We start from the raw sequence: 21,402 nt of genomic DNA on the forward strand, positions 1-21,402 counted from the left end.
AGTATTACACTTCCAGGTAATTCAGGATCCCGTCTGCCGCTTTACGACCTTCGGCAATCGCGGTGACCACCAGATCCGAACCGCGTACGATGTCGCCACCGGCGAAGATTTTCGGGTTGCTGGTCTGGAAAGCGTTGTCGCTACGTTCCGGGGCAATAATGCGCCCCTGTGAATCCAGCTCGACGCTGTGCTCTTTCAACCATTCCATGCTGTGCGGGCGGAAACCAAACGCCAGGACCACCGCATCAGCCGGAACAACGTGCTCGGAACCAGCGACGATCTCCGCACGGCGACGCCCCTTCGCATCCGGTTCGCCCATCTCCGTGCGCGCCATTTTCACACCACACACTTTGCCGTTGGCATTCACTTCCACACCTAACGGCTGGACGTTGAACTGGAATTCGACGCCTTCTTCACGCGCGTTTTTCACTTCGCGTTTCGAACCCGGCATGTTCTCTTCATCGCGACGGTAGGCGCAAATAACGTGTGCAGCATTCTGGCGAACCGAAGTGCGCACGCAGTCCATCGCGGTATCGCCACCGCCGAGTACGACGACGCGTTTGCCTTCCATGCTGATGTATGGCTCGTTGCTGCTTTCGCCAAAACCCATCAATTGCTTGGTATTAGCAATCAGGAACGGCAGGGCATCAAACACGCCCTCAGCGTCTTCGTTTTCCAGCCCGCCGCGCATCGACTGATAGGTTCCTACGCCAAGGAACACAGCGTCGTAATCCTTCAGCAAATCGTTGAGCTGTACGTCACGGCCCACTTCCACGTTCAGTTTGAACTCAATGCCCATGCCGGTGAAGATTTCACGGCGACGGGTCATGACCTCTTTTTCCAGCTTGAAGGCTGGGATACCGAAGGTCAGCAAGCCGCCGATTTCCGGGTGACGGTCAAATACCACCGCCTTTACGCCGTTGCGGGTCAGCACATCAGCACAGGCCAGGCCCGCCGGACCCGCACCGATAATCGCCACGCGCTTGTCCGTCTGGCGAACGCCGGTCATATCCGGACGCCAGCCCATCTCGAATGCTTTATCGTTGATATAGCGCTCGATGTTGCCGATAGTTACCGCGCCAAATTCATCGTTCAACGTACAGGATCCTTCACACAGCCTGTCCTGCGGGCATACGCGACCACAGACTTCCGGCAAGGTGTTGGTCTGGTGCGAAAGCTCTGCCGCTTCAAAAATACGTCCCTCATTCGCCAACTTCAGCCAGTTCGGGATGTAGTTATGCACCGGGCACTTCCACTCGCAGTACGGGTTACCGCAGGACAGGCAGCGATCTGCCTGTGCTTTGGCCTGACCTTCGGAAAACGGCTCGTAAATTTCGATAAACTCGATCTTACGGATCTTCAGCGGCTTCTTCGGCGGATCAACACGCTGCAGGTCGATAAATTGGTATACGTTCTGACTCATTGCTGCTACCCCTTACTGCGCCTGCACACGCAGCTCTGCTGCGCTACGACTACGGTGACCCAACAGTGCTTTCACATCACTGGACTTTGGTTTTACCAGGGCGAATTTCGCCGAGAATGCTGGCCAGTTCGCCAGGATCTCTTCGCCATGTGAAGATCCGGTATGCTGTACGTGCTCGGTAATCAGACCGCGCAGGTGCTCTTCGTGGATAGCCAAAGAGTCCACGCTCAGCACTTCGACCAGTTCCGGGTTCACGCGTTTGCGGAATTCACCGTCTTCGTCGAGCACGTAGGCGAATCCGCCGGTCATGCCCGCACCGAAGTTAACGCCGGTTTTGCCGAGAATACAGACGATGCCGCCGGTCATGTATTCACAGCCGTTGTCGCCAATTCCTTCAACCACGGTGATTGCGCCGGAGTTACGCACCGCAAAGCGCTCACCCGCACGACCCGCAGCAAACAGGCGACCACCGGTGGCGCCATACAGGCAGGTGTTACCGATGATGCTCGCCTCATGGCTACGGAAAGCTGAGCCAACCGGAGGACGCACTGCCAGCAGACCACCCGCCATGCCTTTACCGACATAGTCGTTGGCATCGCCGGTCAGATACAGCTCCACGCCGCCCGCGTTCCACACGCCAAAGCTCTGGCCTGCAGTACCGCTGAAGTGCGCTTTGATCGGGTCAGACGCCAGCCCCTGATCGCCATGCGTCTGAGCGATATAGCCCGACAGCGATGCGCCGACGGAACGGTCGGTGTTGCGGATATCGAACCAGAAGGTTTTGCTCTGGCGCTCGTCGACGAACGGCTTCGCCTGCTGCAACAGCTGGGCGTTCAGCACGCCATTATCAAACGGTGGGTTGTTCTCGGTGCAATGCAGCGCTTTACCAGGATGTGGTTCGGCGGTTTCCAGCAGACGAGACAGCTCCAGCTTTTGCTGCTTGGCGGTAAACCCTTCCAGCTCTTTGAGCAGGTCGGTGCGACCAATCAGATCCACCAGGCGGGTAACGCCTAGCGAAGCCATCAGCTCGCGAACTTCACGAGCGATAAATTCAAAGTAGTTGGTCACTTTGAACGGCAGGCCGTGATAGTGGTTCTTACGTAGTTTGTCGTCCTGAGTCGCCACGCCGGTTGCACAGTTATTCAGGTGGCAAATACGCAGGTATTTGCAGCCCAGCGCGACCATTGGGCCGGTACCGAAACCGAAGCTCTCAGCCCCCAGAATCGCCGCTTTAATGATATCGACGCCGGTTTTCAAACCGCCATCGACCTGCAGACGAATCTTGTGACGCAGGCCATTAGCCACCAGCGCCTGTTGAGTTTCCACCAGCCCCAGCTCCCACGGACAGCCCGCGTATTTCACCGATGACAGCGGGCTTGCGCCGGTGCCGCCATCGTAACCCGCGATGGTGATCAGATCCGCATAGGCTTTCGCCACGCCGGTGGCGATAGTGCCGACGCCCGGTTCGGAAACCAGTTTCACCGAGATCATCGCTTTCGGGTTGACCTGTTTGAGGTCGAAAATCAGCTGCGCTAAGTCCTCGATAGAGTAGATATCGTGGTGCGGCGGCGGGGAGATCAGCGTCACGCCCGGTACCGAATAGCGCAGTTTGGCGATGTACGGGGTGACTTTGTCGCCCGGTAACTGACCGCCTTCACCCGGCTTCGCACCCTGAGCGACTTTAATCTGAATCACGTCGGCGTTCACCAGATACGCCGGGGTCACGCCGAAGCGACCAGAAGCCACCTGCTTAATCCGCGACACTTTGTTGGTGCCGTAGCGCGCCGGGTCTTCGCCGCCTTCGCCGGAGTTCGAGTTACCGCCGATGCTGTTCATCGCTTCGGCCAGCGCTTCGTGTGCTTCCGGGCTTAATGCGCCGATAGACATGGCCGCAGTATCAAAACGTTTAAACAGTTCGGTTGCGGGTTCTACCTCGTCAATGCTGACGGCTTCATCACCAGGAGTGATCGTCAGCAAATCGCGCAGCGTGGCTGCCGGGCGCTCATTAACCAGCTTGGCGTATTCCTGATAGTCGCTATACTCGCCGCTTTGCACCGCCTGTTGTAGCGTGCGCACCACGTCCGGGTTGTAGGCGTGGTATTCGCCGCCATGGACGTACTTCAGCAAACCGCCCTGGCTGATAGGTTTACGCGCCAGCCATGCATGTTTGGAGAGGTTCAGCAGATCCTGCTGGAAGTCGGTAAACCCTGCACCGCTAATACGGCTGACCACGCCCTGGAAGCACAACGCAACCACATCATCGTGCAGACCTACGGCTTCAAACAGCTTCGAGCAGCGGTAGGAGGCAATGGTCGAGATGCCCATTTTGGACATGATTTTGTACAGACCTTTGTTGATGCCGTTACGGTAGTTCAGCATCACGGTCCGGTAATCTTTGGCAATCGCCTGAGTGTCGATCAGACGTCCCAATGTTTCATACGCGAGATACGGATAGATTGCCGTCGCGCCAAAACCGAGCAGGACGGCAAAATGGTGCGGATCGCGGGCACTGGCGGTTTCAACGATGATGTTGGCGTCGCAGCGCAGGCTTTGTTCTACCAGACGCGTTTGCACTGCGCCCACGGCCATCGGCGCCGGAACCGGCAGACGATTTTTAGCGATGTTGCGGTCAGAGAGTACCAGCAGCACCGTGCCGTTGCGCACCATCTGTTCCGCCTTATCGCACAATGCTTTGACGGTCTCTTCGAGCGTAGTTTCGGTCGCGTCGAAGGTGATATCCAGACGGTCAGCGCGATAATGCTCCTCTTTCATGGTGGTAAGCTGGGTGAAATCGGAGTACAGCAGGATCGGCGATTTAAAGCTCAGGCGGTGTGCCTGACCTTCAGCTTCGCAGAAGACGTTCATCTCACGACCGATGCTGGTGGCCAGCGACATGACGTGCGCTTCACGCAGCGGGTCGATCGGCGGGTTGGTGACCTGCGCGAACTGCTGGCGGAAGTAGTCATAAATGATGCGCGGCTGGCTGGAGAGTACGGCAAACGGGGTATCGTCACCCATTGAACCGACCGCTTCCTGGCCGTTTTCGCCGAGCACGCGGATCACGGAATCCAGCTCTTCAGCGCTGTAGTTAAACTGTTTCTGATAGCTGGCGAGGGTGTCATCGTCCAGTTCACGGCTGCCGACCTGATCGTCAGCCAGGTCTTCGAACGGTACCAGGCGGCGGACGTTTTTCTCCATCCACTCTTTGTATGGGTGACGGCTTTTCAGGTCATCATCGGTTTCGGCGGAGTGGAGAATGCGCCCGCTGCGGGTATCGATAACCATCAGCTCGCCAGGGCCGACGCGGCCTTTCTCTACCACTTCATCCGGCTGATAATCCCAGATCCCGACTTCAGAGGCGCAGGTAATCAGCTTGTCTTTGGTGATGACGTAGCGTGCCGGACGCAAGCCGTTACGGTCAAGGTTACAGGCGGCAAAGCGGCCGTCGGACATGACGATGCCCGCTGGGCCGTCCCACGGTTCCATGTGCATGGAGTTAAAGTCAAAGAACGCGCGCAGCTCCGGATCCATATCCGGGTTGTTCTGCCATGCCGGTGGAACCAGTAAGCGCATTGCACGGATGATGTCCATCCCGCCTGCCAGCAGCAGTTCCAGCATGTTGTCCATCGAACTGGAGTCTGAGCCGGTTTCGTTAACAAATGGCGCGGCGTCGTGCAGATCCGGGATCAGCGGGGTCTGGAACTTATAGGTACGGGCGCGCGCCCACTGGCGGTTGCCCGTGATGGTGTTGATTTCACCGTTGTGCGCCAGATAGCGGAACGGCTGCGCCAGCGGCCAGCGCGGTACGGTGTTGGTGGAGAAGCGCTGGTGGAACAGGCAGATGGCCGATTCCAGACGCAGGTCTGCGAGGTCCAGGTAGAAGCGCGGCAGATCCGCCGGCATACACAGACCTTTATAGATATTGACCAGGTTCGACAAGCTACAGACGTAGAAATCTTTGTCTTGCAGGAGGCGTTTTTCGATACGACGACGCGCGATGAACAGGCGACGCTCCATATCACGCGGACGCCAGCCCGCAGGGGCGTTAACAAAAATTTGCTCGATACGAGGCAGGGAGGAAAGGGCTATTTCACCGAGAACACCTTCGTTGGTTGGCACGTCGCGCCAGCCTACGATCGACAGGGTCTCCTGCTGTAATTCTTCTTCAACAATGCGACGAGATGCCGCCGCCAGTTCAGGGTCTTTATTTAAAAAGATCATGCCGACGGCGTAGTTTTTAGCTAAACGCCAGCCGCGCTCTTGCGCAACAATGCGGAAAAAGCGGTCAGGTTTTTGTAACAGCAAGCCGCAACCATCGCCGGTTTTGCCATCGGCAAGAATTGCGCCACGGTGCTGCATACGTGCCAGTGCGTGTATGGCGGTACGCACTACCTTGTGGCTAGGTTCGCCTTCTATGTGGGCGATCAGGCCGAAACCACAGTTATCCTTCTCAAGGGATTTATCGTACAACATATCAGTGAACCTCCCCAGGCTCTGCGGGACACCTCTCCGATACCGTTTGCGCACGGGCACACCAAGAGCATGGCGACGGGGTTTGCGTTTCATACGCTCACCTCGCATTCGCCCTCTTTATCCTTTTCGCATAGGTCAAACAAGTTTGAGGACTTGCTTCAGAGGGAATCTCAATTACTGCATAAATATGATGAGCAGACTGCTCATCCAGAAAGCTTCCAGCGGATTTCCAAGTTATCGGGAATCCACACACAGGTCAAATGGCAATCTTATTTATGCAAAAATGTGCTATAGGGCGATTAACTTTATGAAAATGTTGAAATAAAAGGATTTTTTACATTGATTTAACCTGAGGAGTATACCCCTGGAAGTGTGATCTGTCTCACTGTCAGAAAGGCCTGATATCCCTCGTCCTCCCTTTATTTATCGAGATAACTGGCATTTTATGCTGGTTTTTAGAGTTCCGGCGTCTTAAAGATACTGTTTTTGCGCTGAGAGTATAAGAAGATAAAAAAAACCGCTGAATATAAGGAAAAGTAATTAGATTTAGATTGAATGAAATTTCAATTATTTTGATTTGTTATGCAATAAATAAAGGCTCGCCAGGGCGATTGATCCAGGTCATCGCCGACTGGGGCAAAAAATGGCAGGCTTTGGCCTCTTTTCAAGGCGCGGTCTACCAGATTATGCAGTTACAGAAATTAGTCAATATGTTTGGTGGGGATCTTTCTCGCCGTTATGGGCAAAAGGTTCATAAGCTCACGCTGCACGGCGGCTTTAGCTGCCCAAATCGCGATGGCACCATTGGACGTGGCGGATGTACCTTCTGTAATGTCGCCTCTTTTGCTGACGAAGCGCAGCAGCATCATTCTATCGCTGAACAGCTTGAGCATCAGGCGCAATTAGTGAATCGCGCGAAGCGCTATCTGGCCTATTTTCAGGCTTATACCAGTACCTTTGCGGAAGTACAGGTGCTGCGTTCGATGTACCAACAGGCGGTTAGTCAGGCCAGCATCGTCGGGTTATGCGTTGGCACGCGCCCTGACTGTGTGCCGGGTGCCGTGCTCGATCTGCTATGCGAGTACAAGGATCAGGGCTACGAAGTGTGGCTGGAACTGGGCTTGCAAACGGCCCATGACAAGACGCTGCATCGCATTAATCGTGGGCATGATTTTGCCTGTTATCAGCGAACGACCCAACTGGCGCGTGAACGCGGGCTGAAAGTGTGTTCGCACCTGATTGTCGGTCTGCCTGGTGAAGGGCAAGCGGAATGCCTGCAAACGATGGAACGTGTGGTAGAGACAGGCGTCGACGGTATTAAGCTGCATCCTCTGCATATCGTCAAAGGCAGTACGATGGCGAAAGCCTGGGAGGCCGGACGGCTGAACGGTATTGAACTGGACGATTATACGGTTACCGCCGGAGAGATGATCCGCCATACGCCGCCAGAGGTGATTTATCATCGCATTTCTGCCAGCGCGCGTCGCCCAACGCTGCTGGCACCGCTATGGTGTGAAAACCGCTGGACCGGGATGGTTGAACTGGATAAGTACCTTAATGAGCACGGCGTGCAAGGCTCGGCGCTGGGTACGCCGTGGATTCAGCCGGGGATCTAACCCTCCGTAGTCATGTAGGCCTGAAAGCTGCGCGCCATCAGGTGGCCCGGCGCACATTGCCGGATGGCGGCTATGCCTTATCCGGCCTACCGCCTACCCAGTCATTTCACCGATAACCCCCGCATTTCTTGCACAATCTTCAACGTCACGCTGAGAATTGAGTATTATTGTGCCAAGTTGTCGTGAAGGAACCCTCTATGAAGCAAATTCGTATGCTGGCGCAATACTATGTCGACCTGATGATGAAGTTAGGTCTGGTGCGCTTTTCGCTGCTGTTGGCGCTAGCTTTGGTTGTGTTGGCAATTGTGGTGCAGATGGCTGTCACCATGGTGCTGCATGGCCAGGTAGAAAGCATTGATGTCATCCGTTCTATCTTTTTTGGCCTGTTAATTACCCCCTGGGCCGTCTACTTCCTTTCTGTGGTGGTGGAGCAACTGGAAGAGTCCCGGCAACGCTTGTCACGACTGGTACAAAAGCTGGAAGAGATGCGCGAGCGCGATCTCAAGCTCAATGTGCAGTTGAAAGATAATATTGCCCAGCTCAACCAGGAAATTGTCGAGCGCGAAAAAGCCGAAGCGGAGCGCCAGGAAACGTTCGAACAACTGAAGGTTGAAATCAAAGAGCGCGAAGAAGCGCAGATCCAGCTCGAGCAACAATCTTCATTTTTACGTTCTTTCCTTGATGCTTCACCGGACCTGGTTTTTTATCGCAATGAAGATAAAGAATTTTCCGGCTGTAACCGTGCTATGGAGCTGCTGACCGGTAAGAGCGAAAAGCAACTGGTGAATCTAAAGCCGGCTGATGTGTATTCGCCAGAGGCGGCTGAAAAGGTGATTGAAACCGACGAGAAGGTATTCCGTCATAACGTCTCGCTCACCTATGAACAGTGGCTGGACTACCCGGATGGGCGCAAAGCCTGCTTTGAAATTCGTAAAGTGCCTTACTATGACCGCGTAGGTAAGCGACATGGCCTGATGGGCTTTGGGCGCGATATTACCGAGCGGAAGCGTTATCAGGACGCGCTTGAGCGCGCCAGCCGTGATAAGACCACTTTCATTTCCACCATCAGCCACGAGCTGCGCACTCCGCTTAACGGCATTGTCGGCTTAAGCCGGATCCTGTTGGATACAGATTTAACCGCTGAGCAGGAAAAATATCTCAAAACTATCCATGTTTCCGCCGTGACGCTGGGGAATATTTTCAACGATATTATTGACATGGATAAGATGGAGCGGCGTAAAGTCCAGCTCGATAACCAGCCTGTTGATTTCACCAGTTTTATGGCGGATCTGGAAAACCTCTCCGGCTTGCAGGCGCAACAAAAAGGATTGCGCTTTGTGCTTGAGCCGACGCTACCGCTGCCACATAAGGTCATCACCGACGGAACGCGTTTGCGCCAGATTCTGTGGAATCTGATCAGCAACGCCGTGAAGTTTACTCAGCAGGGGCAGGTGACCGTACGGGCGCGCTATGACGAGGGAGACATACTGCATTTTGAGGTGGAGGATTCCGGGATCGGTATTCCACAGGATGAGCAGGATAAAATTTTCGCCATGTACTATCAGGTGAAGGACAGCCATGGTGGTAAACCGGCAACGGGAACCGGGATTGGACTGGCCGTCTCGAAGCGTCTGGCGAAAAACATGGGCGGTGATATTACGGTTTCCAGCCAGGCCGGAAAAGGCTCCATCTTTACGCTAACCGTGCATGCTCCTGCCGTGGCAGAAGAAATTGAAGATGCTTTTGAAGACGATGAAATGCCGTTACCAGCCCTGAATGTGCTGCTGGTGGAAGACATTGAACTGAACGTTATTGTTGCGCGTTCGGTGCTGGAAAAGCTGGGCAACAGCGTGGATGTCGCCATGACCGGGAAAGCCGCGCTGGACATGTTCAAACCGGGTGAATATGACCTGGTGCTGCTGGATATTCAGCTACCGGATATGACAGGGCTCGATATCTCACGAGAACTGACGCAAAAATACGCCCGTGAAGATCTGCCGCCGCTGGTGGCTCTCACCGCCAACGTACTGAAAGATAAAAAAGAATATCTGGATGCAGGAATGGACGACGTGCTGAGTAAGCCGCTGTCAGTTCCGGCGTTAACCGCCATGATCAAAAAATACTGGGATACCCGAAACGAAGAGGAGAGCACTGTGACGTCTGAAGAAAGCAGTAAATCGCAAGCGCTGTTAGATATTCCCATGTTGGAACAATACCTCGAACTGGTCGGGCCGAAGCTGATCACCGACGGTCTGGCGGTGTTTGAGAAAATGATGCCAGGATATTTGAGCGTGCTGGAGTCTAATCTGACTGCCCGTGATAAAAAAGGCGTGGTTGAGGAAGGCCATAAAATTAAAGGTGCAGCCGGATCTGTCGGTCTGCGCCACCTGCAACAGTTGGGTCAGCAAATTCAATCACCCGACCTTCCTGCTTGGGAAGATAACGTGGCTGAATGGATTGAAGAGATGAAGCAGGAGTGGCAGCACGACGTGGCGGTGTTAAGAGCCTGGGTTGCGAGCGTGGAAAAAAAATGACCCCGGCTTGACCGGGGTGCGCGAATACTGCGCCAACACCAGGGAAATCGTGGCTGCGCCGTAAATTATTATCATTGTTTACAAGGGCGCAGCCCTAATTTTCAGGCCGCACGCAGTTAAGATAGCAAATCTTAAATAATTTGTTACATGAATCAGTTAAATGTGTGAAGCGTGGCATTCTAATCAGAATTATTAATATGCTTCAGTCAGTTGCGAAAGGAGTATCACGATGAAAAAAGTTGGCGTAGTGCTCAGCGGATGTGGCGTGTATGACGGTGCAGAAATTCACGAAGCCGTACTCACGCTGCTGGCTATTGCCCGCAATGGCGCTCAAGCTATCTGCTTTGCCCCAGATAAACAGCAGGCGGATGTGATTAATCATCTGACGGGCGAGCCGATGCCGGAAACGCGCAATGTCCTGATTGAAGCTGCGCGTATTACGCGTGGTGATATTCGTCCCCTGGCCCAGGCGGTCGCAACGGAGCTGGATGCGCTAATTGTGCCTGGCGGGTTTGGCGCAGCAAAAAATCTGAGCAATTTTGCCAGCCAGGGCAGTGAGTGTCGGATTGATAGCGACTTAGCTGCTCTGGCGAAGGCGCTGCATCAGACCGGTAAACCTCTTGGATTCATGTGTATTGCTCCTGCTATGTTACCTAAGATTTTTGACTTCCCGCTGCGTCTGACCATTGGCACTGACATCGATACAGCGGAAGTACTGGAAGAGATGGGCGCTGAACATGTGCCTTGCCCGGTCGATGACATTGTGGTTGATGAAGATAATAAAGTTGTCACCACGCCTGCTTACATGCTGGCGCAGGATATCGCTCAGGCGGCGAGTGGGATCGACAAACTGGTCTCGCGTGTTCTGGTACTGGCTGAATGAGAAAAGGGGCTACCGCCTTTCTGCGACGTCTGCTTCTGCGGGCGGTTATTGTCCTCGCCGTGTTTTGGGGCGGGGGTATAGCGCTCTTCAGCGTGATGCCCGTTCCTTTCTCAGCGGTCATGATTGAGCGGCAGCTTGGTGCCTGGATACAGGGTAATTTCGGCTATGTGGCGCATTCTGACTGGGTCAGTATGGATGAGATATCACCGTGGATGGGGCTGGCGGTCATTGCCGCTGAGGACCAGAAATTTCCCGATCACTGGGGATTTGATGTCTCAGCGATAGAGAAAGCGCTGGCGCATAACGAACGTAATGAAAACCGTATTCGGGGCGCTTCGACGTTATCGCAACAAACGGCAAAAAACCTCTTTTTGTGGGATGGGCGTAGCTGGGTGCGCAAAGGGCTCGAGGCCGGGTTAACGCTTGGGATAGAAACCGTCTGGAGCAAGAAACGAATCCTGACGGTTTATTTGAATATTGCGGAGTTTGGCGATGGAGTATTCGGTGTAGAGGCTGCATCACAGCGCTATTTCCATAAACCCGCCAGCCGTCTTAGCCCGTCTGAAGCGGCATTGCTGGCGGCGGTGCTGCCCAATCCGTTACGTTTTAAGGCGAGTGCGCCTTCCGGCTATGTACGCAGTCGTCAGGCGTGGATCATGCGCCAAATGCGCCAGCTGGGCGGTGAGTCGTTTATGCGTGAAAATAAGCTGTATTAGTCGATGCTGCCCTAATCTTCATCAAACCCCGAATTAAACAGCGCAATCACGGCTGCCAGAGCCTCAACCTCCTGCGGACCCGTGGCTTCAACTTCTATCTGGCGTCCTTTGGCGGAATCCAGCATCAGCAGAGCGATAACACTGTTTGCCTCGGCTTCCGTCCCTTCATCATTACGCAGCAGAACTTCTGCTTCAAAACCCTGCATTAGCTCAAACAGTTTCATTGCCGGCCGGGCATGCATGCCCAGCTTATTCGTGATTTCAACAGTTTGCTTCACGGTCATGATTTGCGTTTTTCCAACGTACGATGGCGTGACTGCACGTTTTTACCGCGTGAGCGGAAGTAGTCTGCCAGTTGCTCTGCAATATACACCGAACGGTGTTTCCCGCCGGTACAGCCGATGGCTACAGTGAGGTAGCTGCGGTTGTTGGTCTCCAGCATGGGTAACCATAGCTCAAGATAGCTGCGAGTCTGGTAGATAAAATTGTGTACTTCTGTGTGTCTGTCGAGGAAGGCCGCGACGGGGCGGTCAAGACCGGTCATCGGGCGCAGCTTCGGATCCCAGTGTGGGTTAGGCAGGAAGCGCACGTCAAATACGTAATCCGCGTCGATCGGAATACCGTGTTTGAAACCAAAGGATTCGAATACCATCGTCAATTCACGTTCACGTTTGCCCAGCAGCCGGGTACGCAACATTTCCGCCAGTTCGTGCACGGACATTTCAGAGGTGTCTACGATCAGGTCAGCGCGTGAACGCAACGGCTCCAGTAAATCGCTTTCTTTATCGATAGCGCTTTCCAGAGACAAGTTCTTGCTGGACAGCGGGTGTAAACGGCGCGTATCGCTGTAGCGGCGAATCAGCGTGTTACGGTCGGCATCAAGGAACAGCAGTTGCGGTGAGAAGCCTTCAGGCAGGTTACTCATGGCCTGCTCAAAAATCTCCGGGGATTCGGGCATATTGCGCACATCAATGCTGACAGCCGCAGATATCTGGCGATCGGCGAGGGTTCGAGCCAGTTCGGGCAACAACACGACGGGAAGGTTATCCACGCAGTAAAAACCCATATCTTCCAGCGCACGCAGGGCGACAGACTTACCTGACCCAGAACGACCGCTGACGATCATCAGTACCATGTACTGTTTCTCCTCACAACGACAGAAAAGGATGCCATTGGGTTGTTATGCTTCATCCTGTCCACCTTCGGTGTCAGTGATGATTTGATACAACTCCTGGTCACTCTGTGCGGCGCGCAGGCGACGACAGATGGTTTTATCTGCCAGGCGTTTGGCAACCAGTGACAATGTATGCAAATGCGTCTTGGTTTGGTCCGCCGGGACCAGCAGGGCGAAAAGCAGATCGACGGGTTGATTATCAATGGCATCGAACGCGATTGGCGTTTCAAGTTGAACAAATACACCAACCGCACGCAGGGTGTCTTCTTCCAGCTTTCCATGCGGAATGGCAATACCATTGCCAATACCGGTACTGCCCATTTTTTCGCGCGTCAGAATGGCTTCAAATACCACCTGAGGAGGCAAGCTGAGTTGTTTGGCCGCCAGTTCACTGATGATTTCCAGTGCGCGTTTCTTGCTTTGGCAGTGAACGGCCGCGCGCGTACATTCCTGGTTAAGAACATTGCTCAGTTGTAGAGTCGTATCGTTATTTGTCATAATTTCACCTAAGCGCTAACTGTACAAATGGCCCGTTGTGCTGCACAACAGGCCGTCCTGCACCCGCTAACTGCCCGGACAAGTTAGTGCTGTTTCAGTTTATCTTTATGTTTTGTTAACTGCCGAGCCAGTTTATCAATTAAACCGTCAATGGCGGCGTACATATCCTGACCTTCCGCGCTGGCATGAATTTCGCCACCGTTCACATGCAGTGTTGCATCCGAGATGTGTGTGACCTTCTCCACTTTCAACACAATATAGACCTGATTAATCCGGTCGAAATATTGCTCAAGCTTGGCAAACTTTGTGGTGACAAAGTCGCGCAGGGCCTCAGTGATTTCGACGTTATTTCCAGTGATGTTGAGCTGCATAGTGTCTTCCTTATCGGTTGGGTCAAACCAGCTGTTTGCGCTGGTTAGACGGCGGAATGGATAAAGACTCTCGGTACTTCGCAACGGTGCGGCGTGCCACCATGATACCTTGTTCTGACAGCATAGAGGTTAACTTGCTGTCACTCAGCGGTTTCGCGGGGTTTTCCGCAGCAATTAATTTCTTCACCAATGCGCGGATAGCTGTAGAAGAGGCTTCGCCTCCACCTTCAGTGTTAACGTGACTGGAGAAGAAATACTTCAATTCAAAAATGCCGCGCGGACTGTGCAGATACTTTTGCGTGGTCACTCGGGAAATGGTCGATTCATGCATCTCGACGGCCTGGGCGATATCGGCCAGAACCATCGGTTTCATATACTCTTCGCCTTGCTCAAAGAAGGCTTGCTGTTGCTCAACGATACAGCGGCTAACGCGCAATAGCGTGTCATTGCGGCTTTCCAGACTTTTAATCAGCCATTTTGCATCCTGCAGGTTGCTACGAATGAACTGGCTGTCAGCATCATTGCGCGCGTTATTGCACAGGGCGGCGTAGTGTTGGTTGATCTGTAAACGCGGAATGCTGTCACTGTTGAGTTCGACTACCCAGCGATCGTTATGCTTACGCACCAGCACATCCGGGATGACGTACTCTGGTTCACCGGTCTGGATAGATTGTCCAGGTCTTGGGTCAAGCGACTGGATAAGATTGACGGCTTCTTTCAGCACATCTTCTTTCAGTCGGGTTACGCGCATCAGGGTGCGGAAGTCGTGGTTGGCGAGCAGATCAAGGTGATCGCTGATGATCAGGCGTGCTTCTTCCAGCCACGGCGTGACTTTATCAAACTGTGAAAGTTGGATCAGTAAGCAGTCGCGGAGATCTTTTGCCGCCACGCCCACGGGATCAAAACGCTGAACGCGTTTAAGCACGGCTTCGATTTCATCGATACCGATGTCGTCATCGCCCATGCTGTCGAGAATGTCGTCCAGCGTGACGGTGAGATAGCCCGTTTCGTCGACTGCATCCACAATTGACGTGGCAATAGCACGATCGGTATCTGAGAATGGGGTCAGTTCCACCTGCCACATCAGGTAATCTTGCAGCGATTGCGTGGTTTCACCCTGATACACAGGCAGTTCGTCGTCAATGTAATCCCCGCTGGTGCCAGACGGCGTCCCTGCGGTGTAAATCTCATCCCAACTGGCATCCAGCGGCAGCTCTTCTGGCATCTCTTTTTGTTCGAGTGCGTCAGCCGTATCGAGGGATTCGCTATCCTGCTTTTCCTGGGTATCAATTTCGTCGTGAAGATCGGTTTGCTCGAGCAGTGGGTTACTTTCCAGCGCTTGCTGAAGTTCTTGCTGAAGTTCCAGCGTGGACAACTGCAACAGACGGATAGCCTGTTGTAGCTGAGGCGTCATCGCCAGTTGTTGGCTAAGCCTGAGTTGCAAACCTTGCTTCATGTTCAGAGTTGTTGTCTCCTGCGGTGACGTGAAGTCTACTACCCTATCAGAGTCTGAAGTCTTCCCCAAGGTATACGCGTTTAACGTGCTCGTCCTGCAGGATTTCTGTCGGCGTACCGTGTGCGATCAGGTGTCCCTGGCTCACAATGTAGGCGCGCTCACAAACAGCCAGCGTTTCGCGCACGTTATGGTCGGTAATCAGCACGCCAAGCCCGCTGTCGCGCAGGTGTTCAATAATACGTTTGATATCAATGACGGAAATTGGGTCAACACCGGCAAAGGGTTCATCCAACAGGATAAATTTTGGATTAGCGGCCAGTGCGCGGGCGATCTCCACACGGCGGCGTTCCCCACCGGAGAGTGCCTGTCCAAGGCTGTCACGCAGATGTTCGATATGGAATTCTTCCATCAGCTCATTGGCGCGATCTTCACGCTGCTCGCTGGAAAGATCGTCACGAATTTGCAGTACCGCCATCAGGTTATCAAATACGCTCAGGCGACGAAAAATAGAGGCTTCCTGCGGTAAGTAGCCGATACCGCGACGGGCACGCGCATGCAGGGGTAACAGACTGATATCTTCGTCATCAATGATAATGTTGCCCGCATCGCGCGGGACAATGCCGACAACCATGTAAAAGGTTGTTGTTTTGCCCGCACCGTTAGGGCCGAGCAGACCGACGATCTCCCCGGAGTTGACGGTCAGGCTGACATCTTCCACCACACGACGGCCTTTGTAGGCTTTTGCAAGATTCTTTGCAGTTAATGTTGCCATAACGAATCAGTTACCTTTTTTCTCTGCCGGAGCCTTGGTCTTGTTTTTGTCCTGCAATTGCGACGGAACCAGAACGGTGGTGACGCGTTTGCCTTTTTCACTGAAGGCCTGCATTTTCTGTTCTTTTACCAGATAGGTGATCTTATCGCCCGTGATGTTGCTATCGAGTTGTTCCAGATAAGCCTTACCGGTAAGGACGACGAAATCTTTTGCCAGCTCATAGTGCATCTGTGAGGCGCGGCCTTTAACCGGTTTACCATTGTCCTGCATCTGGTAAAAGGTCGCCGGATTGCCATAACCGTCAATCACTTCTTTACCGTCTTCACCGCCCGGACGCGTGACGACGACCTTATCGGCATTAATTTTGATCGTGCCCTGAGTCACGATGACATTGCCGGTAAACGTCACCACGTTGCCCTGCATATCCAGAGACTGCTGGTCCGATTCAATGTGGATCGGCTGCTCGGTATCGCCAGTGACGGCGAATGCCGGAATGCTGGCGGCCAGAAGTGAGCTGGCAAGCACAAGATTAAGGCTGAGTTTGTTTGTTTTGGATTTCATATGAGGTTCTAACCTTTTCAATCAGCTCGGCGTTCTTGCTGCGTAAGTTGCCGCGCATCTTCAGTCCGCTGGAGTTAAATGTTGTTCCATACAACGTGACCAGATCATCGGAAGTGACATCTTGCGTCACAAGGTTGATCTGCGCGTTATCGGTAGTAATTCTGCGTAGTTGAGAGTCAGGCACCAGCGCGTTAACCTCAACATGGCCATACAGGTACAGCATCCGATCGTTGGTCAATTTGGCTTTATCGGCCTTGATTGACCAGGTCGGTACTTTGTCCTTATCAAACGTGGTTAACACCGGTTGAGTGAACCACGAAACTGCTTGATCTGAATAATATTCAACGTGTTGCGCGATCAAATGATAGCTCAGCGCGCCCTCAGGGCTGTACACGACGGTGTCGGTATGCTCGCTCTTATAGGTTGGCTCGTTGTTATTAACGACAACCTGAGCGGTGTCGTCTTTGTCTGCCAGGTTAATACCAATCATCACAAGGACAGCCAGCGACAGTAGAATGATAACCCAACGTCTGGTTTTGCTCATATCGATTGCCCTTTGGCCTCATCCAGTTTGCCCTGCGCCAGCAGTAATAAGTCGCAGACTTCGCGCACTGCGCCGCGTCCCCCGTCGATACGGGTGACGTAATCGGCCCGCGGGATCAGCAACGGATGAGCATCCGCTACCGCTACGCTTAATCCCACTTTTGCCATCACCGGCCAGTCGATCAGATCATCGCCAACATACGCCACATTCTCAGGCGCGATCGCCAGTTTGCTAAGCAGATCGCCAAAGGCAACCAGTTTGTCCGACTGCCCCTGATACAGATGTGTGATCCCTAATGTGGCACAGCGATCTTCTACAAGTTTAGCCTTTCGTCCGGTAATAATGGCAACCTCAATGCCGGAAGTGAGCGCGCAGCGAATTCCGTAGCCATCGCGGACGTTAAACGCCTTCAGCTCTTCACCGTTGTTGCCCATATAAATCAGACCATCAGACAGTACGCCATCCACATCAAGGATCAGCAGACGGATGTTTTCTGCCCTGGTGATGACGTCAGTGCTGACGGGTCCATAACAGGTCGCAAGCGACGCACCTGCTTTACTCATTTTCTTTATCCTTGAGTTTCTTACACTACACCTGCACGCAGCAGATCATGCATATGTAACACACCCAGTAACTGGTCGCCATCAGCAACCATTACCGAGGTGATATGGCGGGACTGCATTAAGTTCAGCGCATCAACGGCAAGAATCCCTGGACGCACGCGAATGCCCCCAGGGGTCATCACATCCGCAATGCCTAACTGGCGTACATCAACGCCCATATCGAAGACACGACGTAAATCGCCATCCGTAAAGATGCCGTCAATCTTCATCGCGTCATCGCAAATGACGGTCATGCCGAGATTTTTCCGCGTGATCTCCAGTAAGGCGTCACGCAGGCTGGCGCTTTTGGTCACATGCGGGATTTCGTCTCCCGTATGCATAATATCGTTAACGCGCAACAAAAGCTTACGCCCCAGTGCGCCACCAGGATGAGATAACGCAAAATCTTCTGCGGTGAAGCCGCGTGCTTTTAGTAACGCAACGGCAAGCGCATCGCCCATGACCAGCGTTGCGGTCGTGCTGCTGGTCGGTGCCAGACCTAATGGGCAGGCTTCTTTGGGCACTTTAACACACAGATGGACATCTGCTGCACGCGCCATACTGCTTTCCGGACGACCCGTCATGCAAATAAGGGGGACATGCAGGCGTTTTAACACCGGAATTAACGCTGCAATCTCATTAGATTCACCGGAGTTAGAAATGGCAATCACGACGTCCTGCGGTGACACCATACCCAGATCGCCATGTGCGGCTTCGCCAGGATGCACAAAAAATGAGGGCGTACCGGTACTGGCAAACGTAGCGGCCATTTTGCGCCCGATATGCCCTGATTTTCCCATTCCCATCACCACGACTTTGCCCGGGCAACTGAAAATCTTTTCACAGGCGAGGGTAAAGTTCTGGTTGATGTACTGATCAAGCTCCGCCAGGCCTTCACGTTCAATTGTCAGGACTTCCTTGCCTGCTTGCTGAAAGTCAAAACCCGGTTGCAACTCTAAGTGCGACATAATGCGTTTCCAGTTATCCAACGAGAAGTGGCGATAACCAATACAGCATCGCCAGCCATATGATAAAACCGCTGGTCAGAAGCGCCCCTGCGCCACGACCAATCTGGCGCGGACGTCGCCAGCAGAGTAATGCAAAAATAACGCTCACCAGCAGCATGACGCTGTAGTCCCGGACGAAGGCCATCGGGTTGACCTCGCCCGGTGTAATCAGTGCAGGTAACCCAAGAACGATAACAATATTAAAAATGTTAGCGCCGATGATGTTACCGACGGCAATATCGCTTTCACCTTTACGCAAACCTGCAATGGCGGTTGCCAGTTCTGGCAGGCTGGTACCAATGGCGACGACCGTCAAACCGATAGTAAGCTCGCTCATGGCAAAGTAATTTGCCAGTACAGTGGCGTTATCAACCACCATACGCGTTGCCATTGGCATAATGATCAGCGCTATCCCCAGCCATAAAAATGCGACAGGCAATCCGCCTTCGCGAGGCAGTTCCGCAACTTGCTCCCGAGTCAGGCTGTCATTGCCCTGGCGTTCTGCCAGACGGGCGATTTTAACAATGAATAGCAGCCATAGCACGGCCAGAAGCAGAAGAAAGAGGCCATCACTGCGGCTTAACTGCCCGTCATACAGAACGGACGCGGCCAAAATGCTTACCAGCAACATTAACGGTAATTCACGACGCAGAACATCGGAATGCACGGTAAAAGGATGAATGAGTGCTGACAGGCCTAAAATAAGAAGAATATTGGTGATGTTGGAGCCGATGGCGGTACCGACGGCTAAATCGAGCTGCCCATTCATTGATGCCGCAACAGAGACAATAATCTCAGGTAGGGATGTGCCGATGCTGACGACCGTCATTCCAATAATGATGGGGGGGATACCGAAGGTGCGGCATAAAATAGATGCAGCAAATACCAGACGGTCGGCACCGTAGACCACCAGAAGTAAACCAATTATTAACAGTGCCGTCGCTAAAAGCATCTAAAGTCCTTTCTTCAGGTATACTCGCCGGTCCACTTGAAGGATCTTCTGGAAGCCGTAACGAATTCTTAATTTTGACTTTATGCGGCTAAAAAGTAAAACAAATGCCAGCTTTCGCTAACCAGGACAGGCAATAATCTGTAAATATGTCGAGTTCAGGGCTAAATTGAGCGCCAACTCTTCGATCAACGAGGCAATAGTAAAGGATGAATCAATGGGTCAGTCTGTGGCGAATCTAGTCGATATGCGCGATGTCAGCTTTTCCCGAGGTGACCGCTGCATCTTTGATAATATTTCCCTGACGGTGCCGCGCGGTAAGGTGACGGCGATCATGGGGCCATCAGGCATCGGCAAAACGACGCTGTTACGTCTGATTGGCGGGCAGATCCCGCCAGATAAGGGCGAAATCCTGTTTGACGGCGAAAACGTCCCAGCCATGTCTCGTTCACGTTTGTACACCGTGCGTAAGCGCATGAGTATGCTGTTTCAGTCCGGGGCGCTGTTTACCGACATGAACGTGTTTGACAACGTCGCTTATCCACTGCGTGAGCATACGACGCTGCCCAAGGCGTTGCTCAAGAGCACGGTGATGATGAAACTGGAAGCTGTCGGCCTGCGTGGTGCGGCAAAACTCATGCCTTCTGAATTATCCGGGGGGATGGCGCGACGTGCGGCATTAGCACGCGCCATTGCGCTGGAGCCAGATCTCATTATGTTTGATGAACCGTTCGTCGGTCAGGATCCTATCACCATGGGTGTGCTGGTGAAGCTGATTTCAGAACTGAACAACGCGCTGGGCGTCACCTGCGTGGTGGTCTCTCATGATGTGCCAGAGGTACTGAGTATTGCGGATTACGCCTATATTATGGCGGACAAAAAGATAGTGGCCTACGGTAGTGCTCAGGCACTACAAGAAAATGCCGATCCGCGCGTGCGTCAGTTCCTCGATGGTATTGCCGATGGGCCGGTTCCGTTCCGCTACCCAGCGGGCGACTACCACACCGATTTACTCAAAACAGGGAGTTAAGCCACCCATGTTGTTAAATGCGCTGGCATCACTCGGACATCGGGGAATAAAAACCCTCAGGACGTTCGGGCGAGCCGGATTAATGTTGTTCAATGCGGTAGTCGGCAAGCCGGAGTTTCGCAAACATGCGCCGCTGCTGATCCGCCAGCTCTATAATGTCGGTGTCCTGTCGATGCTGATCATTATCGTTTCTGGCGTGTTCATCGGGATGGTGCTGGGATTGCAGGGATACCTGGTCCTGACAACCTACAGCGCAGAAACCAGTCTCGGTATGCTGGTGGCGCTGTCCTTGCTGCGAGAACTGGGGCCGGTTGTTGCGGCGCTGCTGTTCGCCGGGCGAGCCGGATCGGCGTTAACCGCGGAAATCGGCCTGATGCGGGCAACCGAACAGCTTTCCAGCCTGGAAATGATGGCGGTTGATCCTCTGCGTCGAGTGGTCTCTCCGCGTTTTTGGGCGGGTGTCATTTCATTGCCGCTGCTGACGATTATTTTTGTCGCCGTGGGGATCTGGGGTGGTTCACTGGTTGGCGTAAGCTGGAAAGGTATTGATGCCGGCTTTTTCTGGTCGGCTATGCAAAATGCCGTCGACTGGCGTCTGGATCTGGTCAACTGTTTGATTAAGAGCGTGGTGTTCGCCATTACGGTCACCTGGATTGCATTGTTCAATGGTTATGATGCGATTCCGACCTCCGCCGGAATTAGCCGGGCTACGACACGCACCGTTGTGCACGCCTCTCTTGCCGTTCTGGGGCTGGATTTTGTGCTGACCGCACTGATGTTTGGGAATTGAGTT

Annotated in this window: 19 protein-coding genes; 6 read left to right on the forward strand and 13 right to left on the reverse strand. The window is 53.4% G+C overall.

Annotated elements, in window-relative coordinates; translation table 11 throughout:
* Positions 1-4: 4 nt before the first annotated feature.
* Entirely contained in the window at positions 5-1,423 is a 1,419-nt protein-coding gene (locus OGY19_RS10965; protein WP_115601393.1) for a glutamate synthase small subunit, read from the reverse strand.
* 12 nt (positions 1,424-1,435) lie between these two features.
* Entirely contained in the window at positions 1,436-5,896 is a 4,461-nt protein-coding gene (gene gltB, locus OGY19_RS10970; protein WP_147293143.1) for a glutamate synthase large subunit, read from the reverse strand.
* 686 nt (positions 5,897-6,582) lie between these two features.
* Between gltB and mnmL the strand changes: the two genes are divergently transcribed.
* From mnmL to mtgA, 4 genes are all read left to right on the forward strand, one after another.
* The gene (mnmL, locus tag OGY19_RS10975; RefSeq protein WP_115601395.1) at positions 6,583-7,512 is read left to right on the forward strand and encodes a tRNA modification radical SAM protein MnmL/YtqA; all 930 of its coding nucleotides are present in this window, start codon (positions 6,583-6,585) and stop codon (positions 7,510-7,512) included.
* Positions 7,513-7,709: 197 nt separating this feature from the next.
* Positions 7,710-10,046, forward strand: coding sequence for an aerobic respiration two-component sensor histidine kinase ArcB (gene arcB, locus OGY19_RS10980; RefSeq protein ID WP_048213431.1), 2,337 nt, complete (start codon positions 7,710-7,712; stop codon positions 10,044-10,046).
* Positions 10,047-10,275: 229 nt separating this feature from the next.
* Complete coding sequence (gene elbB, locus OGY19_RS10985; protein ID WP_115601396.1) at positions 10,276-10,929, forward strand: isoprenoid biosynthesis glyoxalase ElbB; 654 nt, start codon at positions 10,276-10,278, stop codon at positions 10,927-10,929.
* Positions 10,926-11,645 (forward strand): monofunctional biosynthetic peptidoglycan transglycosylase, encoded by a 720-nt coding sequence (gene mtgA, locus OGY19_RS10990; protein WP_048213429.1) that lies wholly within the window; start codon positions 10,926-10,928, stop codon positions 11,643-11,645. The genes elbB and mtgA overlap by 4 nt, the downstream gene beginning before the upstream one ends.
* 11 nt (positions 11,646-11,656) lie before the next feature.
* Here mtgA and npr read toward each other — a convergent pair whose 3' ends face one another.
* From npr to OGY19_RS11045, 11 genes are all read right to left on the reverse strand, one after another.
* Positions 11,657-11,929, reverse strand: a complete 273-nt coding sequence (npr, locus tag OGY19_RS10995) for a PTS phosphocarrier protein NPr (protein WP_003828770.1) — start codon at positions 11,927-11,929, stop codon at positions 11,657-11,659.
* Positions 11,926-12,780: an RNase adapter RapZ gene (rapZ, locus tag OGY19_RS11000; RefSeq protein WP_048213428.1), complete on the reverse strand. Its 855-nt coding sequence runs from the start codon at positions 12,778-12,780 to the stop codon at positions 11,926-11,928. Before rapZ ends, npr begins: the two co-directional genes overlap by 4 nt.
* Before the next feature lie 45 nt (positions 12,781-12,825).
* Positions 12,826-13,317, reverse strand: a complete 492-nt coding sequence (gene ptsN, locus OGY19_RS11005) for a PTS IIA-like nitrogen regulatory protein PtsN (RefSeq protein WP_048213427.1) — start codon at positions 13,315-13,317, stop codon at positions 12,826-12,828.
* Positions 13,318-13,400: 83 nt separating this feature from the next.
* The gene (gene hpf, locus OGY19_RS11010; RefSeq protein WP_005121327.1) at positions 13,401-13,688 is read right to left on the reverse strand and encodes a ribosome hibernation promoting factor; all 288 of its coding nucleotides are present in this window, start codon (positions 13,686-13,688) and stop codon (positions 13,401-13,403) included.
* A gap of 22 nt (positions 13,689-13,710) precedes the next feature.
* Positions 13,711-15,144: an RNA polymerase factor sigma-54 gene (gene rpoN / locus OGY19_RS11015; RefSeq protein WP_048213426.1), complete on the reverse strand. Its 1,434-nt coding sequence runs from the start codon at positions 15,142-15,144 to the stop codon at positions 13,711-13,713.
* A gap of 46 nt (positions 15,145-15,190) precedes the next feature.
* Positions 15,191-15,916, reverse strand: a complete 726-nt coding sequence (gene lptB, locus OGY19_RS11020; RefSeq protein WP_048213425.1) for an LPS export ABC transporter ATP-binding protein — start codon at positions 15,914-15,916, stop codon at positions 15,191-15,193.
* A 6-nt stretch (positions 15,917-15,922) separates the two neighbouring features.
* Positions 15,923-16,477, reverse strand: a complete 555-nt coding sequence (gene lptA / locus OGY19_RS11025; protein ID WP_048213424.1) for a lipopolysaccharide ABC transporter substrate-binding protein LptA — start codon at positions 16,475-16,477, stop codon at positions 15,923-15,925.
* Positions 16,446-17,021 carry an LPS export ABC transporter periplasmic protein LptC gene (gene lptC, locus OGY19_RS11030; RefSeq protein ID WP_048213423.1) on the reverse strand — a complete coding sequence of 192 codons (576 nt, stop codon included), beginning with the start codon at positions 17,019-17,021 and terminating at the stop codon, positions 16,446-16,448. The genes lptA and lptC overlap by 32 nt, the downstream gene beginning before the upstream one ends.
* Positions 17,018-17,584, reverse strand: a complete 567-nt coding sequence (gene kdsC / locus OGY19_RS11035) for a 3-deoxy-manno-octulosonate-8-phosphatase KdsC (protein ID WP_005121322.1) — start codon at positions 17,582-17,584, stop codon at positions 17,018-17,020. The genes lptC and kdsC overlap by 4 nt, the downstream gene beginning before the upstream one ends.
* 20 nt (positions 17,585-17,604) lie before the next feature.
* Positions 17,605-18,591: an arabinose-5-phosphate isomerase KdsD gene (kdsD, locus tag OGY19_RS11040; protein ID WP_048213422.1), complete on the reverse strand. Its 987-nt coding sequence runs from the start codon at positions 18,589-18,591 to the stop codon at positions 17,605-17,607.
* A 13-nt stretch (positions 18,592-18,604) separates the two neighbouring features.
* Positions 18,605-19,582, reverse strand: coding sequence for a calcium/sodium antiporter (locus tag OGY19_RS11045; protein ID WP_048213421.1), 978 nt, complete (start codon positions 19,580-19,582; stop codon positions 18,605-18,607).
* Positions 19,583-19,796: 214 nt separating this feature from the next.
* Between OGY19_RS11045 and mlaF the strand changes: the two genes are divergently transcribed.
* Both mlaF and mlaE read left to right on the forward strand, forming a co-directional pair.
* Positions 19,797-20,609 (forward strand): phospholipid ABC transporter ATP-binding protein MlaF, encoded by an 813-nt coding sequence (gene mlaF, locus OGY19_RS11050; protein ID WP_048213420.1) that lies wholly within the window; start codon positions 19,797-19,799, stop codon positions 20,607-20,609.
* 7 nt (positions 20,610-20,616) lie between these two features.
* On the forward strand, positions 20,617-21,399 hold the full coding sequence (gene mlaE / locus OGY19_RS11055) for a lipid asymmetry maintenance ABC transporter permease subunit MlaE (RefSeq protein ID WP_048213419.1): 783 nt from the start codon (positions 20,617-20,619) through the stop codon (positions 21,397-21,399).
* Positions 21,400-21,402 lie beyond the last annotated feature (3 nt).

Source organism: Citrobacter sp. Cy070, from assembly GCF_030332245.1.
GTDB classification, from domain to species: domain Bacteria; phylum Pseudomonadota; class Gammaproteobacteria; order Enterobacterales; family Enterobacteriaceae; genus Citrobacter; species Citrobacter youngae.

What these genes read in the sequence shown, in the direction of transcription:
- lptB (WP_048213425.1), bottom strand. Translation starts at nt 15,916, where the DNA reads ATGGCAACATTAACTGCAAAGAATCTTGCAAAAGCCTACAAAGGCCGT.
- mlaE (WP_048213419.1), top strand. Translation starts at nt 20,617, where the DNA reads ATGTTGTTAAATGCGCTGGCATCACTCGGACATCGGGGAATAAAAACC.
- npr (WP_003828770.1), bottom strand. Translation starts at nt 11,929, where the DNA reads ATGACCGTGAAGCAAACTGTTGAAATCACGAATAAGCTGGGCATGCAT.
- lptC (WP_048213423.1), bottom strand. Translation starts at nt 17,021, where the DNA reads ATGAGCAAAACCAGACGTTGGGTTATCATTCTACTGTCGCTGGCTGTC.
- rpoN (WP_048213426.1), bottom strand. Translation starts at nt 15,144, where the DNA reads ATGAAGCAAGGTTTGCAACTCAGGCTTAGCCAACAACTGGCGATGACG.
- hpf (WP_005121327.1), bottom strand. Translation starts at nt 13,688, where the DNA reads ATGCAGCTCAACATCACTGGAAATAACGTCGAAATCACTGAGGCCCTG.
- lptA (WP_048213424.1), bottom strand. Translation starts at nt 16,477, where the DNA reads ATGAAATCCAAAACAAACAAACTCAGCCTTAATCTTGTGCTTGCCAGC.
- gltB (WP_147293143.1), bottom strand. Translation starts at nt 5,896, where the DNA reads ATGTTGTACGATAAATCCCTTGAGAAGGATAACTGTGGTTTCGGCCTG.
- elbB (WP_115601396.1), top strand. Translation starts at nt 10,276, where the DNA reads ATGAAAAAAGTTGGCGTAGTGCTCAGCGGATGTGGCGTGTATGACGGT.
- OGY19_RS11045 (WP_048213421.1), bottom strand. Translation starts at nt 19,582, where the DNA reads ATGCTTTTAGCGACGGCACTGTTAATAATTGGTTTACTTCTGGTGGTC.
- kdsD (WP_048213422.1), bottom strand. Translation starts at nt 18,591, where the DNA reads ATGTCGCACTTAGAGTTGCAACCGGGTTTTGACTTTCAGCAAGCAGGC.
- mtgA (WP_048213429.1), top strand. Translation starts at nt 10,926, where the DNA reads ATGAGAAAAGGGGCTACCGCCTTTCTGCGACGTCTGCTTCTGCGGGCG.
- rapZ (WP_048213428.1), bottom strand. Translation starts at nt 12,780, where the DNA reads ATGGTACTGATGATCGTCAGCGGTCGTTCTGGGTCAGGTAAGTCTGTC.
- OGY19_RS10965 (WP_115601393.1), bottom strand. Translation starts at nt 1,423, where the DNA reads ATGAGTCAGAACGTATACCAATTTATCGACCTGCAGCGTGTTGATCCG.
- arcB (WP_048213431.1), top strand. Translation starts at nt 7,710, where the DNA reads ATGAAGCAAATTCGTATGCTGGCGCAATACTATGTCGACCTGATGATG.
- mnmL (WP_115601395.1), top strand. Translation starts at nt 6,583, where the DNA reads ATGCAGTTACAGAAATTAGTCAATATGTTTGGTGGGGATCTTTCTCGC.
- mlaF (WP_048213420.1), top strand. Translation starts at nt 19,797, where the DNA reads ATGGGTCAGTCTGTGGCGAATCTAGTCGATATGCGCGATGTCAGCTTT.
- ptsN (WP_048213427.1), bottom strand. Translation starts at nt 13,317, where the DNA reads ATGACAAATAACGATACGACTCTACAACTGAGCAATGTTCTTAACCAG.
- kdsC (WP_005121322.1), bottom strand. Translation starts at nt 17,584, where the DNA reads ATGAGTAAAGCAGGTGCGTCGCTTGCGACCTGTTATGGACCCGTCAGC.